The 14,285-nt window shown below is 68.9% G+C and carries 13 protein-coding genes and 1 pseudogene; 5 read left to right on the top strand and 9 right to left on the bottom strand.

From position 1 onward, the window contains the following. Positions 1–222: 222 nt before the first annotated feature. A complete protein-coding gene (locus ACZ4FV_RS44250; protein ID WP_465326516.1) occupies positions 223–312 on the top strand; it encodes a hypothetical protein in 90 nt (29 codons plus the stop codon). 142 nt (positions 313–454) lie between these two features. Here the strand turns inward: ACZ4FV_RS44250 and ACZ4FV_RS44245 are convergent, their stop codons facing one another. Further along, on the bottom strand, positions 455–793 hold the full coding sequence (locus tag ACZ4FV_RS44245) for a MerR family transcriptional regulator (protein WP_465326514.1): 339 nt from the start codon (positions 791–793) through the stop codon (positions 455–457). Positions 794–1,876: 1,083 nt separating this feature from the next. Between ACZ4FV_RS44245 and ACZ4FV_RS44240 the strand changes: the two genes are divergently transcribed. Beyond that, on the top strand, positions 1,877–2,161 hold the full coding sequence (locus tag ACZ4FV_RS44240; RefSeq protein WP_465326512.1) for an ATP-binding protein: 285 nt from the start codon (positions 1,877–1,879) through the stop codon (positions 2,159–2,161). A gap of 689 nt (positions 2,162–2,850) precedes the next feature. Here the strand turns inward: ACZ4FV_RS44240 and ACZ4FV_RS44235 are convergent. Together ACZ4FV_RS44235 and ACZ4FV_RS44230 are read right to left on the bottom strand one after the other, a co-directional pair. Then, entirely contained in the window at positions 2,851–3,504 is a 654-nt protein-coding gene (locus ACZ4FV_RS44235) for an OmpA family protein (RefSeq protein WP_465326510.1), read from the bottom strand. Further along, positions 3,501–3,806 (bottom strand): hypothetical protein, encoded by a 306-nt coding sequence (locus tag ACZ4FV_RS44230; RefSeq protein WP_465326507.1) that lies wholly within the window; start codon positions 3,804–3,806, stop codon positions 3,501–3,503. The genes ACZ4FV_RS44235 and ACZ4FV_RS44230 overlap by 4 nt, the downstream gene beginning before the upstream one ends. Before the next feature lie 969 nt (positions 3,807–4,775). Between ACZ4FV_RS44230 and ACZ4FV_RS44225 the strand changes: the two genes are divergently transcribed. Then, positions 4,776–5,585 carry an SDR family NAD(P)-dependent oxidoreductase gene (locus ACZ4FV_RS44225; protein ID WP_465326505.1) on the top strand — a complete coding sequence of 270 codons (810 nt, stop codon included), beginning with the start codon at positions 4,776–4,778 and terminating at the stop codon, positions 5,583–5,585. Between the two features lie 1,158 nt (positions 5,586–6,743). On the opposite strand, the gene ACZ4FV_RS44220 is transcribed toward ACZ4FV_RS44225, so the two are convergent. Continuing rightward, the gene (locus tag ACZ4FV_RS44220) at positions 6,744–9,173 is read right to left on the bottom strand and encodes a hypothetical protein (protein WP_465326504.1); all 2,430 of its coding nucleotides are present in this window, start codon (positions 9,171–9,173) and stop codon (positions 6,744–6,746) included. A 566-nt stretch (positions 9,174–9,739) separates the two neighbouring features. Next, positions 9,740–10,186 (bottom strand): anthrone oxygenase family protein, encoded by a 447-nt coding sequence (locus ACZ4FV_RS44215; RefSeq protein ID WP_465326503.1) that lies wholly within the window; start codon positions 10,184–10,186, stop codon positions 9,740–9,742. Between the two features lie 91 nt (positions 10,187–10,277). Between ACZ4FV_RS44215 and ACZ4FV_RS44210 the strand changes: the two genes are divergently transcribed. Beyond that, the gene (locus ACZ4FV_RS44210) at positions 10,278–10,856 is read left to right on the top strand and encodes a TetR/AcrR family transcriptional regulator (RefSeq protein WP_465326501.1); all 579 of its coding nucleotides are present in this window, start codon (positions 10,278–10,280) and stop codon (positions 10,854–10,856) included. Between the two features lie 343 nt (positions 10,857–11,199). On the opposite strand, the pseudogene ACZ4FV_RS44205 reads toward ACZ4FV_RS44210, so the two are convergent. Together ACZ4FV_RS44205 and ACZ4FV_RS44200 are read right to left on the bottom strand one after the other, a co-directional pair. Then, positions 11,200–11,385: pseudogene (locus ACZ4FV_RS44205) on the bottom strand (transposase); the annotation flags it as partial. Positions 11,386–11,458: 73 nt separating this feature from the next. Continuing rightward, the gene (locus tag ACZ4FV_RS44200; RefSeq protein ID WP_465326499.1) at positions 11,459–12,091 is read right to left on the bottom strand and encodes an MFS transporter; all 633 of its coding nucleotides are present in this window, start codon (positions 12,089–12,091) and stop codon (positions 11,459–11,461) included. A gap of 56 nt (positions 12,092–12,147) precedes the next feature. Between ACZ4FV_RS44200 and ACZ4FV_RS44195 the strand changes: the two genes are divergently transcribed. Continuing rightward, positions 12,148–12,573, top strand: coding sequence for an SRPBCC family protein (locus ACZ4FV_RS44195; protein WP_465326497.1), 426 nt, complete (start codon positions 12,148–12,150; stop codon positions 12,571–12,573). 519 nt (positions 12,574–13,092) lie between these two features. Here ACZ4FV_RS44195 and ACZ4FV_RS44190 read toward each other — a convergent pair. Next, the gene (locus tag ACZ4FV_RS44190; protein ID WP_465326495.1) at positions 13,093–13,776 is read right to left on the bottom strand and encodes a HemK2/MTQ2 family protein methyltransferase; all 684 of its coding nucleotides are present in this window, start codon (positions 13,774–13,776) and stop codon (positions 13,093–13,095) included. A gap of 192 nt (positions 13,777–13,968) precedes the next feature. Then, entirely contained in the window at positions 13,969–14,283 is a 315-nt protein-coding gene (locus ACZ4FV_RS44185) for a DUF2795 domain-containing protein (RefSeq protein WP_465326493.1), read from the bottom strand. Between the last annotated feature and the right edge of the window lie 2 nt (positions 14,284–14,285).

Raw genomic sequence — 14,285 nt, 5'->3', positions numbered from 1 at the left:
CATCCAAAACCATCCCGCGCTCCTCAACGGCTTCCTCGCAGCAACCGACCTGACATGACGAACCAACAACAACCGAATCCGCAAAGCTCAGTAGTCGACCCGGAGGCTACCTGGGTAGCTTGGCGGTGCGCCCTGGGTGGGCCGTGCCGACGTAGCGCGTGGCGGTCCGCTCCATAGTGCCGAACAGCCGCATCGGCTTCAGCGGGTCGGCACTCTTTGGGGGTGTGGGTGACCACCACCAGATCACGGCGGCCGAAACTACCGGCCGAGCGGGTCGCGGCGTTGGACGCGCTCGGCATGGGGTGGACGTGAGACGGATGTGAGGTGCGGCGCCACGTTCGGCTCGGCGCGCGGTGTTCCCGTCGGAGGGAATTCCGCGCGCCCGGTCGGGTGTGAGTTTCGGGACGGCGAGACGTTGTCGGTCTTTGTCCGCCTCGGGCCGTCGTGGCGGTTCTCAGGCCGCGGCCGTTCGGTCCGCCGATTCGGTGGCGCTGCGGTATGCGGCGTTGATCCGGCGAGCCTCCTCGAGTTGGACTTCGAGGATGACGATGCGGCAGGCGGCTTCGATGGAGGTGCCCCGGTCGACGAGTTCCCGGGCGCGGGCGGCGATGCGCAGTTGGTAGCGGGAGTAGCGGCGGTGGCCGCCCGCAGAGCGCAGCGGGGTGATCAGGCGGGCTTGGCCGACGGCGCGGAGGAAGCCCTGGGTGGTGCCGAGGATTTCGGCGGCGCGGCCCGTGGTGTAGGCGGGGTAGTCGTCGTCGTCGAGACGGCGGTGTGAGGTGTCTGCTGTCATCGTGCCTCTCTGGGGAACGTGGAGGGGCCCTGGTGCCGTTCGGCATCCAGGGCCCCGAAGGAACTGCTACACCACCTGCCGGCCCTGTTGCTGCGCCGGCCTACTGTTTCCGCGGACCCGACCGAACTGCCGTCGGGGGCGCGGGGATCGCGGTTGCTTGACCGGAGACCACCTCGCTAACGATGTCCTGCGGTACCCGGGCTCGAGACTTCCGCCCGGGCGATCCCGATGGCGCTTCCACTCCTTCGTCTATTCCTCGGTTGCGTACTGCCGGTGATACCCACTGCCGGGTGGCCTGTGACAGCGCCACGCTTCGACGGCCAGCCCCGATCGCCCGTCCTGCGACTGCTCTGGCTTGGAACCCCACCGCCGAACCTCCCGATGCGCGCGTCCGCAGTCGACGCCTTCACCGAGGTACTGCTCACCTACTCCACTGCGGGTACTGCGAACTGCACTTGCGGGTACCGCCACCGCGTGGACCGCGGTACTGCTCACGGCGACCGCCGATCACGGCGGGCCACCCGGTGCGGCCGTCAGTCCCGTCGCCGTCCTGCGACCATCCTGGCTTCGGGACTCCACCAGCGCACCGTCCTGCGCACTGCGACTACCTGTACTGCTGTACTGCGACCGGCAGTTCGTCTCTGCCAGGCCCTTCCGTCTCTCTGGGCTACGAGAGAAACCATAACCACACCAGCACCCAATGTCTACTCCGGACACCACAGATTTTTGAGAACTTGAAGCACATAAAATCTGCCCCGTACCGTGACCCCCTCGCCGGCCGCGACCTTTCCTCCAAGAGGTGCCCCCACGGTTCGATCAGGTTGGCCCGAACGCGATCATCGTGGGCATTCCGGGGCAGACTGCCGCCGGCACAACCGGCGGGATCCCCGCCGGTAGGCCCTTTCAGCCCGGGAGTCGTCGTGGACCACAGCCGTATCGGCACGGGGCGGCCCGCCGTCCCGGCCTGCGCCGCCGGGCGCATGCCGTGAGCGTCGTGCCGTTGGAGAGCGAGGACGTGGTGTGGTTCCGCGACAACCTCATCGGCGCGTCGGGGCCGCCTCCCGGCCGGCGGCCCCGATCGGGATGGGCGAGCACCGGGCCGGCGAGGTCGCCCTGGCCATGTCCGAAGCCGTCTCCAACCTGGTCAAGCACGCCGTCGCCGGGGCGATCGTGCTGCCGATCGTGCGCACCGGGCAGCACGCCGGGATCGAGTTCCTGGCCCTGGACAGCAGACCGGGAATGGCGGACGTCGGGGCCGCGATGCGCGACGGCCGCTCGACCGCCGGCACCCTGGGCATCGGCCTGGGCATGGTCGCCGAATCGCGGACACCATCGACCTACACTCCGCCCCCGGGCACGGAACCGTGATGTCAGCGCGCTGGTCACGCACTCCGACGGCCTGACCCGACGATGGAACCCCGAAGCCCTCCACGGAGTCCTCCGACACTCGCCCGCCGTGATCGCGGGACACCTCCTGCGCGGCGCGGGCAAGTACCACGACGACGCCTCGGTCGTCTTGGCCAAGGGACCGTGGTGACAACAACACGACCGCCCTCGCGTGGCCCGTCGCGTGCAAGTGCGGCGGGCCACGCGAGGGGCCGAACCATGGCCGCGCGGGTGTCCGGTCATGAATTCACCCTCGGATGAGGCGACGTCGGCGCGGGATTCAGGCGCTGTCCCAGGGGTCGGGCAACGGTGGTGTGGCGCGGAGTCGGGTGACGCGTTCGCGGGCCCCGACGTCGGCCGGGCGCCGGCCGTCGGGGTCGAAGAGCGCGACGGCGGCGCTTCGAGGGCGGCGCGGCCCGGGCGGTGCCATCCGGGCGCGGCTGGTCCGGCGGCGAGCAGCCGGGGCAGGGTGGTGAGATTTGAGGCCGAGTTCGCGGCGGGCCCGGCGGATCGCCGGCTTCGTGTCTTCTTCCGCATCCGCCACTACTGCGGCGCCGGCCGGAGCCAGGACGAAGTGCGAGGGATACGAACCGCGGTCCGCCCTGGGTCGGAAGCGGCGCGTGTCAGGGCCCGCCGACCGAAGGTCGGACGACCGGAGGGTGAGCGGAAGGTCAGGCGGTCGGGTAGACGATTTCCACCCGGCGATTCCTCTTGCGCCCTTCCTCGGTGCTGTTGCTCGCGATCGGATCCTTCTCGCCCAGGCCGCGGACGTCGAAGGCCACGCCCGGGCCGAGCGCCGCGAGCAGCACCGCGTGCACAGCGTTGGCACGCTGTCGCGACAGTACGTCCCCGTGCGCGGACGAACCCAGATTGTCGGTGTAGCCGAGCACGGTCACCGTGGCTGGATGCGACCGCTTGATCTCCTCGGCGAGGGTTGTGATGCGTGTGGTGGCCGAGGCACTCAGTACGGCGCTGTCCTTACCGAACAGCACCTCCGCCTGCAGCGCGACTCGAATGTCGGTACTGGTCTCCGCTCGGCGCTCTTCGCCTCCCTCGTCCTCTACGATCCGACCGATGTCGAGTACGCGGGCAGGAGCCAGCGTGGCCCCTTCGGCCAGTCTCAGGTCGGGATCGGCCGTGTCGATACGGACCGTGGGCCGGGTCGAAGTCGTCGTGCCCGGTGGCGTGGGAGCCTCGTCGGCAACGGCGCCGCGGATACCGACGATCGACGCGCTCGTCAAGAGAGCGAAGACGGCCAGAGTACGGCCGGTGCGATATGAGGGGACGCCACGTGACATACGGGGTCGGGTCGTCGAGGTCCTCATCCGGAAATGCTCAGCGAGGTGGTGGCGAAGTTGGGCAGCGTGAAGTCGACCTCGGTCGTGGTGGCGGGGGGCGCCGGGAACTGCATGAAGACGGGAATCGACTCACCCGGTCTCAGCGCGGTGAGTTTATTGGTGCACAAGCACTGCCCGTCGGTGTCGCGCAAAATGTAGTAGCGCTTCTTCGCGGCCTTGTCGACCAGGGTCGCGCCGGCCACCGAGTTGAGATTGTTGTTCTGGATGACGGTCTCGGTACCCGACCACGCGGCGGGATTGAGGGCAATGGGGCCGCTGTTGGTGAGCACACCTTGGACCGTCACGAATCCCCCGGAGTCTCGTACGACCTGGTGGACGACGAGCGCCGCTCCACCCGTGCCCTTGATCTCCGCGAGTCTGGCATTCGCGTCGACCGGTGTCCCGGCGGCGGTCCCCGTCCTGGGTGCCGTCCCGGCCGAGGCGGGCTGGGCTCGCGGCTCGTCCGGACCCGTATTTTGCCCCGTTCTGCCTTCCTCGCTGCATCCAGCGACGGCGAAGGATGACGCGGCGGCCAATCCGACGATAGCCATCTTCCCTCGTCGCGTAGAGGCGGAGAGCCTTGAGTTCACGTTCTTTCTCCCCTGTTGGGCCGCGCGCCATAACCCCTCGGAGAACCGAGGGATTCGGTGCGTAGGAAACGTCCGAAACCGGTTGATTCACGCTCACGGCTTCCGGGACACGACACTAGATCAACTACGCGACGGCGAAAAGGGAGAGGGGCCCTCGCGAACCCATCAGGGATTGTGCGGACGCGGGTGTGCGGAATGACCGCGATGCGGGTCGAGGCCGTCGCGACCCTCCTTTGGCGCACCGCGATACGGCGTCGTGGAACTGTTTCGCGGTTGGCGGCGCGACGGCGATCGGCTCGGGGATCCACGCCGAAGTGGAGAAGGACATGACGCCGTCGATCCGCCCCTTTGTAGGGTCGGGGACTGGCGCGGTGGCGTTTCCAGTCCCCGCCGCTTCAAACCGTGCAACGCGTGCGCCCCGCCCTCGACCCACCTGCGTTGCCACTCGACACCGCCTTTCGAGGCGTCGATCATGCGTGCGGGTTCCGTTGACGTCCCCCATGCCGTGGGAACCGCCGCAGTTGCCGGCATCGGTCACCGGGAGCAGGAGGATCCTGATCGTGGGCGACGCGAAGTTCGTCGAAATATTTCCCAGTTCGCAATGTCCGCGCAAAGTGCGTCATCCGTGCAGTCGGAGCTTTACCGGGGGCGTCCGGCATACTCGCGGCCATGTCCTCTTCCAAATCCGTCCCGAGCACGGCTGACGGTGTCCGGCCCCTCGCGACCGGCAGGCGGGTGCTCGTCAGCGGCGCCTCCCGCGGCCTCGGTCGAGCCGTCGCGCAAGCCTTCGCCGCCAATGGCGATCGAGTCGCGGTACACCACGGCAACCGCCGCGACGCGGCCCAGGAGACACTGGCGAGCCTGGCCGGGACCGGTCACGTCCTTGTCGGTGGCGACCTCACCGACCCGGCCGCCATCGCCGCGGCAGTCGACACGACGGCTCACGCCCTCGGCGGTATCGACGTACTCGTCAACAACGCGGCCGCGAGCACCCCGGCCCACCCTCCGGCGACCACCTCGTACCCCGACTGGACGGCCGCCTGGCACCAGCACGTCGCAGTCAACCTGCTCGCCACCGCCAATCTCAGCCACCTCGCCGCACGCCGCATGATCGACCAAGGCACCGGGGGACGCATCGTCAACATCGGCTCACGCGGCGCCTTCCGCGGCGAACCCGACCATCCTGCCTACGGAGCCACCAAAGCCGCGATCCACGCCCTCGGCCAATCCCTCGCCGTGGCCCTGGCGCCCTACGACATCGCCGTCGCCTCCGTCGCCTCCGGCTTCATCGACACCGATCGCGTCGCTCACCGCCTCACCGGAACCGAAGGCGCCACCATCCGCGGCCAAAGCCCCTTCGGCCGAGTCGCCGACCCCCACGAAATCGCCGCCGCCGTCCTGTGGTTGGCATCACCCCAAGCCCTGTGGGCCTCCGGCACCATCCTCGACCTGAACGGAGCCTCCCACCTCCGCACCTGACACCCCGCCGGCAGACCCACAACGACCCGCACCGAACCGGACCGTCCTGGGATCGACGACCCCACATACCACGCCTCGATCATCCGAAGAACGCGAGCGTGAGCGCACCCGCCCGACGCCGCCGACACGATCCCTCGAATGAATGAGCTCCCCGTCGCACGTCGGGAGAGCCCGATTCCAGGAAGCGTCGCGACAGTTTTCGGCACTCGATGCAAGCCAACCAGCCCGGACGAAATCACCCGCCGGACGGGGCGCCCCCACGTCCGACTGACACGCCCCCAAACCCCCCGCACAGATCCTCGCCAGGGCCAAGCCCGAGCACACCCGGACGCGGGTGTTCGAGATCGTGCCGAGCGTGTCGTACCCGCCGAAGGCTGCGGATCCGGCCCGGCCGGCGGCTGGGCCAAGCAGGAGGCCAGGAGGGCACTGCGCGAGCGATTGGTGATCACGGCGAGCATCGAGGTGAAATGGTGGCCCCCGGTGCGCAATCGGGCAAAGACTCAAACGACGCGTGGACACACCCATGCCGACCCGACGGCACGCTCCCGGCCGGGGGCCACCTGGCAGAGCCGGCAGGTCTTCGCCGCCGTACCGCCCCGAAACCACCCGAGCCCGGCACACCGCTGCGCAGCAGGAAAGAACGTCCGGCCTATCACTCCGCGTTCATGACGGTCCGCACCCCGGCCGGCGACACCCTCGCCACGAACGTAGGCACGCCGATGCTCCCGGGCCCGGAGCCTCCGGCAACAGACCACCGCCCGACCGTCCCTGATCGCCGGCGGGCCCACCCACGCGTGCCTGTCGCCTACGTCCTCTTGCCACCGGGCGCGACCGCCAAGGCCCTCGCCGCCCGGGTCCGCCCGCTGCCTCGGCGTCCCCGTCACCACCCGCATGACGCAGGCCCACCCTGTGCCCAGCACAAACACGGGCCAGTCCTTGAGAGGCACGGAACTATGTGCAAATCACCCATGCGTTCTCAACAAAAACCGCGTCATCCCCAGGCCGGATCACACACCGCCCACACCCGGACCCACCGCAACGTTCTCAACCAACCTGCAATACGACAGGTCACACCACCACCCACACACCGACCAGCCACCTCGAAATCACAGATGTGTCGGCTTACGGCGTGGCGACAGCCGACCGCAGACGCCCATCTCAGATCGAGTGTTCACGGCCCCGGCGAAGATCCACGACGACCGGGAGAACGCGGCCTGCCCTATTCGGATCCTCACGACTCGACGCCCGCGTCGGCTTCGGGATAAAGGCGTGGAAGATGGGCGTGAATCCTGCGGCAGTGGCCCTCGTCATCTCCCCATACAGCCTGGGTGACCTGTTGGTGTTGACCGGCTGTGGTCCGGCCGCGTGTCGCCCCGAACAGTCGATGAGCACTGCGGCCATCACGCTGAGTTGCGCACCGCCGGGGAAATGGCCTACTCCGTCCTCTTCGATCATGATCGTACCTGGGCGTTTGATCTTATCGCCGTGATACTCGGCTTCCGCCAGTTCGCCTGACGCGGCCGTCTGGCGGATCTCCAGCGGGGGTGCCCGCCCATCAGAACGGCCGGCGATCCAGACCGTCCTCAGCGGCATCTTGTGCGCCTTCATCGGCAGAGGGCCGGACGCTTCATGAGCGGCCATGCGGTCCTGCCGATCCGTCCTGTCCATGTGGACGTCGTGGGTGGCGCCGTTGCGGGAGAGTGTGCTGGGCCCTGGCACGAAGGCCACGAGGTTGGCGAAGTGCTGCGTCAGGTGCCGCAGCGCGTCGACCGCTGTCATGCCGGCGGCGGACTGGAAGACGAGAGTTCGGGCCGTCTTGCCGATGACGCCGGGGAGCCGATCCAGGTAGCGAAACCCCGCCTCCAGATCCAGTCTGCCCTTTTCGCGCACCGGGGCTTTCGTGACGAGTTGGTCGCCTCGTCCGTCGGCGCCACTGCCGAAGATCTGATGGGAGACGAACGCGACGTCGCGGGCGATCAGGGCGGCGAATTGGGGCCGGAACGTGGGGGCCATGCCCAGATCGAAAAACGGGTAGGCGACCTCGACGGTGGGCAGCGGAGTGTCCGGTGCGACCGAGGTCGGCCGGACCACGTGCATCCACGTCTTGCGACCGTCCCGGGTGTGCGCCTGGTGGAGGGACACGTCGACTTCCGGGATGCCTGCCCCGCGCATTTCACTGTCGGCGGGTCCTGCGACCAGGATCGGTTCGGTCCCCGGCTCTGTTGCCTCCAGACGGTACAGGCGCGGCGGGATGAGAAGCGACTGATACTCGAACTCGATGAAACCATCCCCGTCGCCGCGGCCGGCCGTCATCGCGGTGATCGCCCCGTAGACGCCCTCGACGGCGACACCGGGGACTTCGCTTCTCATCATCTGGCCGGGAAAAACAGCCGTCCAGCGGTTCCCGACAGTCAGTCGCCCCGGCGCAGAGTCGGGCCCGCGGTCATCGTGCGCGAGATTGACGATGTCCACGCGTACCTCGGCGCCGTTTCGTCGCACGTGCAGCGCCAAGGCGGGCGGCAGGTCGGGGCCGCGGTCGACGACCTCGAACTCGCGGATCACGTCGCCTGGTCGCTCCGCGATCAGTTCCGTCAGCCGCGCGCGGCTCTCACCCACAGCTGGTGGGTCCACCATGAGGATTCGTCCCGACCGTTCCCCGTCACCGTCGAATCGCAGCAAAAATACCCGGCGATTCCCGTCTGGCCCGACCGGTCCGAGCCGCACTCGGCCGAGAACCCCTTCCGCCTCGTCCTGAATGGTGTACTCACGGGCCGGGTCGTGCCATCGGTCGACGACGTGGATCCCGTTCGCGGTGTTCAGGATGTGGCTGTACGAGATCGCGATGTAGGTGTCGGGTCGGGGCCCGGGGACGAAGTCGAAACGCGAGTTGCTCCCGGCACGCAGAACTCGGGGCAGCGGTTCGTCACGGACCACGCCCTCCGGGTCGATCCTGCGCATGTAGGCGGTCCAACCGGCGTCGAGCTGATGACGTCCTTCGTCGGACGCGCCAACCGCGTACAGGGAATGCACGAACATGTCGGATCCGAGCCAGGACCCGGACGGCCGTTGGGCGGGCCGCAGCGGCGCGCAGACCTCTTCGCCGGTCTCCGTGCTGATCAGGTGGAGAGAAGTCCCACCCTCGTTGACGGGGTGCGCCGCGGAATAGATCAGATGCCTGCCGTCTTCGGACAGCCAGAACCCGTCGGGGTAGAGCCCCGGCCATTCCATGCTGGGGTTGAAGCGATCTACCAGCACACGCTCGGCACTGTCGCCGGGCCGAAAGATCAGTTGCATGGTGCCATCTCGGGAACGGCGCGTGAAGCAGCTGCCGGCCGGGGAGGCGACCTGCGGCCGCTGTTGGGCGAACGTGGTCATCGCCCACGTCTGTACGCCGACCACGTCGATCAGCTCACGCAGGCGTGTCAGATACCGATCGGCCTTCGCCCGATGATGGACGCTCCAGTCGTTGTCCTCGTCAGCCAGCGCCACCCACGGGTTCGGATATCGAACATCGGGGTCGAACGGCGCCTCGATCGTGGCCTCGCGGTACAACCGCTTCAGCAGCGACAGCTTGCCGGTCCATGACACCGAGTGCTTCCTTCGAAAGGGCGGATGTCTGATCGCCCGACATTATCCGAGCTGACGGGATCATCAGGGAAGAGGCTTTGTCCGATGAGCGGTGACGAAGTGCCGCGGCCGTCGTTGGCATGGTGTGCGAGCCACCGCGTGACGGACGATGTCGGGATCATCCGGGTGTCATCGTGGGCCGGGAGGATCCGGTGCCGTGCCATGCCCGGTCGGGTCTGGCGCGACGCGGTTGCTTCTGCGAGCTGTTGGAAGGCCTGATCGCCGAGGCAGCCTGCCGGGAGGGCGAATTGCCTCTGGTCGACGTGGATTGCATTCCACCAGGAAGCTGTAGCCGACCGAGCACGGCGATCAGCAAATCTGGCCCGGCCTCACCGGGAAAGGCAATCGTTTCGCAGACCACACCGGATGGGCCGACGCGGCGGGTTCGGAGAGCCAGAACGAGAAGATCTTCGGCCCCACCGTCCACCTCCTGGAACTCGCGGCCGGCGTGCGCCTGGGCCTGCTCGCCGAGCCGCGCATCGAGGGGTCCGGGGATCGCGCCGCAGGCGCGGTGGTGGCCCGTGGGCTCAGGCGAGGGCGGCGACCAGCAGGGTGAAGGCGGCGATGATGACGGCGACGCGGACGTAGTGGTACCGCTCCCAGCGGTTCAGCTGCTGCTGCCAGTCGGCGGGCCGGTTCTCGGGGGTCCAGGTCTTGTTCCGGTTGTTGATCGGGACGAGCAGCAGCACCGACATGAGCACGCTGACGATCAGCAGGCCGGCGGCCGTGACGACGAGTCCGGTGCCGTCGCGGTGCCATGCGGCGACCGCCCAGGCCACGCTGAGGACGAACGAGCCTATGTACCAGAACGGCATCAGGGCGCCGAGCATGCGGCCGCCGTGGGCGTGGCCGAGTTGGCGACTGTCCTCGGGAAGCGCGTCCAGGATCCGCTTCATGACGAAGATGACGCAGAACTCCACCCCCACCATCAAGCCGACGACCACGGTGGTGAAGACCTCGAGCGCGTTGAGCATGACGACCCCTTCGGAAAACTAGCGTCGCTAGGTTATGACGCAACACTAGTTCTACTGTCGCTCGGTTGTCTAGCGATGCTAGATTCGGGTCATGTCGGTACAGGAGCGCAAGCAGCGCGAACGGGCGGAGCGCGAGCGCCTCATCGTGGCGATCGCCCGCGAAGTCGCCGAGCGGCAGGGTTGGGACGCGGTCACCACCCGCCTGCTCGCCGAGCGCATCGAGTACAGCCAGCCCGTCCTCTACAGCCACTTCCGCAGCAAACGCGAGATCATCGGCGCCGTCGCCCTGGAGGGAGCCGCGGAACTGGCCGCGGCGGTGCGGGCCGCGGTGTCCGCCGCGGACGGCCCGCGCGCCCGGGTGTACGCCCTCGCCCGTGCCTACCTCGACTTTGCCGCGCGCAACCCGGCGGTCTACGACGCCATCTTCCAGCTCGACAGCGGCCTGGCGTTCGCGCACGAGGACACTCCGGGACCGCTGAAGGACGCCTTCGCCGCGCTGCTGGAGAGCCTGGGCGAGGCCGCCGGGGACGGCGTCCACCCGGGGCTGTTCACCGAGGTGTTCTGGGCGTCCCTGCACGGGGTGGCGACCCTGACCCGGTCGGGACGACTGCCGCTGGAGTACACCGAGTCGAGACTGGAACTGCTGGTGGACCGGCTCACCAGGGGTTAAGGGCATGTCTCACGTGGCGAGTTCACGAGCTGCGGCATGATGGCTCTTTGTGGGGGTTGATCTGTCGCAGCGACTGGTTCCTGACGAACCGTAGGATCCGGTGGCGCCCTTGCTGCCACCGTTCAGGCCGCGTCCGCAGGGCGGCGGAACCGCGCCGGTGGACGAGCGGGCGGTCTACGCGGCATCGTCGTCCGGATCGCCCGCCCAGGCGTCGAGTTCGCCGAACGACTCGGAAGGCACCGTTGGAAAAATCGAACGCATCATCGCCTGGCTGTTCGGCTACCGCCGCCTCACCGTCCCGCCCAACTCACCACGTGAGACAAGCCCCTAGGGACCGCGACGAGTGAGGGATCTCGTGTTCTTCTAGCCACAACCGAACACGCCCCGTTTGGCCGTAGCGTTCGTCGGCGGTCACCCACCCGAACGGGATGCCCGACGCGACGACGCGTTTCAGCATCCGCAGGCCCAGGTCGGGTTTCGTGGCGAACTCGACATCGTCGCCGATGTCCGCGGCCCGGCACCGCTCCCGCCCAGGAACCGGCTGCCCGGAGCCCACACGTCAGCCGACCATTCCTGGTCGAGTCGTCTGCGGGGGCGTCGGATCACCGTCGGCCTCTTCCTGGCCGGCTGCGGGCGGTCAGGAACAGGAACACCCGGGCCGGCAGGGCAAGTCCGGCGCCCACCGTGTGCATCGTAGCCGCGCTCCGATCCAGCGTCGCGCCTCCGATTGTGGTGCCGAGCGCGATGCCCAGGTATATCCCGGACGAGTTGAGTGACACCAGCAACGGCACCTCGCGGGGCGCGGCTTCGATCAGTCGGTGTGGCTGCGCTGGTGTCTGTGCCCAGGAGGCGGCGCCCCACGCGAAGAACAGCGCGCCGACCAGGGCCGTCGGCGGGTTCCCGGCCGCCGGGCCGCCGAGGACGATCAGCGCCGCGGCCATCACCGGATAGGTGACCGCCAACACCCGTACCGATCCCAGGTGGCCGGTGGCATGTCCGGAGCCTGGATCGCCCAGCACGGCGCCTGTGCCGTACAGGACCAGCATCCACGCGACCGCGGAGCCGGTCACACCCACCGCCGCCAGGGCGGGTGCGCTGTAGGCATAGGCGGTGTACGCGGCGGTCATGCCCAGAACGGTCAGCGGCAGCACGGTGAGCACTCCGGGTCGTCGCAGCACCGCGAGCCGTACCCGCAGCGGCACCCGCTCGCCGCCGGGTAGCGCGGGCGCGATCACCCGGACGGCGCCGGCTATCAGCGGTAGGCGCTGCCGGACGCGGGTAGTGGCCGCACATGGCCCGACGACAACACCTGATCAACGCGAATCCGGAACGCGTGTGGGACGTTCTCGCGGACGCGCGGCGCTACGCCGAGTGGGTCGTGGGAACCAAACGCATCGAACGGGCCGACGACACGTGGCCTCGAAAGGGAGCACGGCTGGTCTACACGATCGGCCTCGGACCGATCACGTTCCGGGACGAATGCATCGTCCGCCTCTGCGACCCGGGCAGGCGTCTGGAGCTTGAGGCGGTGGCGTCCCCACTGGGGACGGCTCGCATCGGCATCGAACTACTACCCTGGGACGCCGACACTCTGGTCCTGGTGGACGAGCATCCGCTCCGAGGCCCGGCCGCCCGGCTACACGGCCCGCCGGGCGAGGTGCTCCTGCACCTGCGAAACCGAAAGATGCTCCGCAACCTCGCCCGGGTCGCCGAATAACCATCTCGCAATCGCGAACGCCAATCGGCTGCCGGCGCATATCGGTTTGCGCCACCGACCACCGCGCCGAAGGACGATCCCGGGAACACGTCGCGGGCCGCACCGTCGGCCACCGAGGCACTGCGCCACGGCCTCCTCGGCACGACGGCGCCGACGCGGTCGTCGTCGGAGTCGGCCCGCACGCCTGCTCGGCCAAATGGTGACGACCGCACGTTCCGGCGGCTTCGTCGCCTGCCGGCGAGGATCGTCAGCCGCGACCGACGCCTCCTCGCGCCAGAGACGGCGTTCAAGACGACGGTGCCTCGGTCGCGGAAAGTCGACGGCCGCGCCCGGTCGGCGGTGGCCGCCGCGCTCACCGGCGGCGAGCGATGCCCTGCCATCGGATACTCCCGTGGCGGTGTCACGCGTACCCGACGTCGTGCTCCTGCACGAGCGCCCCGCTCCGGCTCGCAGGCCCCCGACCGCCCCACCCGTCCCTCGACCGGGCCCGTCGGGCGCGAGTGTCACGCGCCGGGGCGGTCAGTGTTTTTCGGCACGGATGATCACCAACTCTTCCTCGTGCTCGCCGACCTCCACCAGTCCCCGCTCCCGCAACCAGGAGAGGCGGCCGCGCAGTACCGGGCCGAGCGGCACTCGTTTGCGTTCGGCGACCCGGGCGCGCATTCCCACCCGCGCCAACAGATGCACCGTCGCGTCGGCGTCGCACAATCCTGAATGAACCATCATCAGCGTGCCGCCCGGGCGCAGCACGACCGACGCCGCGGTGCACACCCGGTCGACAAGGGCCCGGCCGTCCGGTCCCGCTTCCCATGCGCGGGCCGCCCCGCGCGTGGGAAGCCCTCCTGTCGGGGACGGGACGTAGGGGGGATTGCAGGTCACCATGTCGAATGGCGCGGACCCCAGTGAGGTCGCCAAGTCGCCGTGCCGGACGCGGACCCGGCGCCGGGCGAGCAGGGCGTTGAGGCGGGCGGTCCAGACGGCGCGGTGGGCGATGTCGATCGCGGTCACCTCGGCGCCCAGGTTGGCGGCGTGCAGGGCCAGTGCGCCGCTACCGGTGCACATGTCGAGCACTCTCGTTCCCGGCCGGATCCTCTCCAGGCTCAACGCGTCGGCCAACAGTCGACTGTCGTGCTGAGGCGCGTAGACACCCGGAAGCGTGAGCACCCTGGGCAACCGGGAAGGCGCCGCAGAAGCGGTAACCATGGAAAACCTCCGTCAGGCGCGGGGGCACGTAAGGCGTGGCTGCGGGACTCGGCCCTGATCCCGCTGGTCGTGTCCGTCAAGATCGGCGATCGTCGTGATCGGCGGTCGAAGGGCTGCCCTGTCCTCACGGCCTCACACTCCTGTCACCGTCCGTCGCTGCCGCGGTACACGCCGGCGGAGTGGAGTTCGGTGTCAGTTGCGGTGCTCCTCGGTGCCCAGCCCGAGTGCCTCGGCGACCTGCTGCACGTTCTCGTAGACGAAGCCGTCGGTCGGCAGTCGGGAGGCTCGCTCGATCAGGGCATCGGGCGCGGATGCCGTGCGCAGCCGGTCCAGGAGCGCGTCCCGCTCGGCGGGATAGACGTCGCGTCCCAGGTGCCGGGCCAACTCGCTGCGGGTCTGTACGTCGGCCGCGCTCATGCCGTCCGGCCACCCGCCGACGCCCGACGCGCGCTCGACAAGGTCCTCGGTCGGGTCCGCGGGGGCGTTCTCGTTCTCGTGTGTGCTCATGC

It is taken from the genome of Embleya sp. NPDC025285 (assembly GCF_055558835.1).
This window is presented reverse-complemented; position numbering and strand designations above follow the sequence as displayed.

Excerpts from the sequence above, each read along its gene's own strand:
- ACZ4FV_RS44245 (WP_465326514.1), bottom strand. The coding sequence starts at position 793 with ATGACAGCAGACACCTCACACCGCCGTCTCGACGACGACGACTACCCC.
- ACZ4FV_RS44240 (WP_465326512.1), top strand. The coding sequence starts at position 1,877 with ATGGGCGAGCACCGGGCCGGCGAGGTCGCCCTGGCCATGTCCGAAGCC.
- ACZ4FV_RS44235 (WP_465326510.1), bottom strand. The coding sequence starts at position 3,504 with ATGAGGACCTCGACGACCCGACCCCGTATGTCACGTGGCGTCCCCTCA.
- ACZ4FV_RS44225 (WP_465326505.1), top strand. The coding sequence starts at position 4,776 with ATGTCCTCTTCCAAATCCGTCCCGAGCACGGCTGACGGTGTCCGGCCC.
- ACZ4FV_RS44215 (WP_465326503.1), bottom strand. The coding sequence starts at position 10,186 with ATGCTCAACGCGCTCGAGGTCTTCACCACCGTGGTCGTCGGCTTGATG.
- ACZ4FV_RS44210 (WP_465326501.1), top strand. The coding sequence starts at position 10,278 with ATGTCGGTACAGGAGCGCAAGCAGCGCGAACGGGCGGAGCGCGAGCGC.
- ACZ4FV_RS44195 (WP_465326497.1), top strand. The coding sequence starts at position 12,148 with ATGGCCCGACGACAACACCTGATCAACGCGAATCCGGAACGCGTGTGG.
- ACZ4FV_RS44190 (WP_465326495.1), bottom strand. The coding sequence starts at position 13,776 with ATGGTTACCGCTTCTGCGGCGCCTTCCCGGTTGCCCAGGGTGCTCACG.
- ACZ4FV_RS44185 (WP_465326493.1), bottom strand. The coding sequence starts at position 14,283 with ATGAGCACACACGAGAACGAGAACGCCCCCGCGGACCCGACCGAGGAC.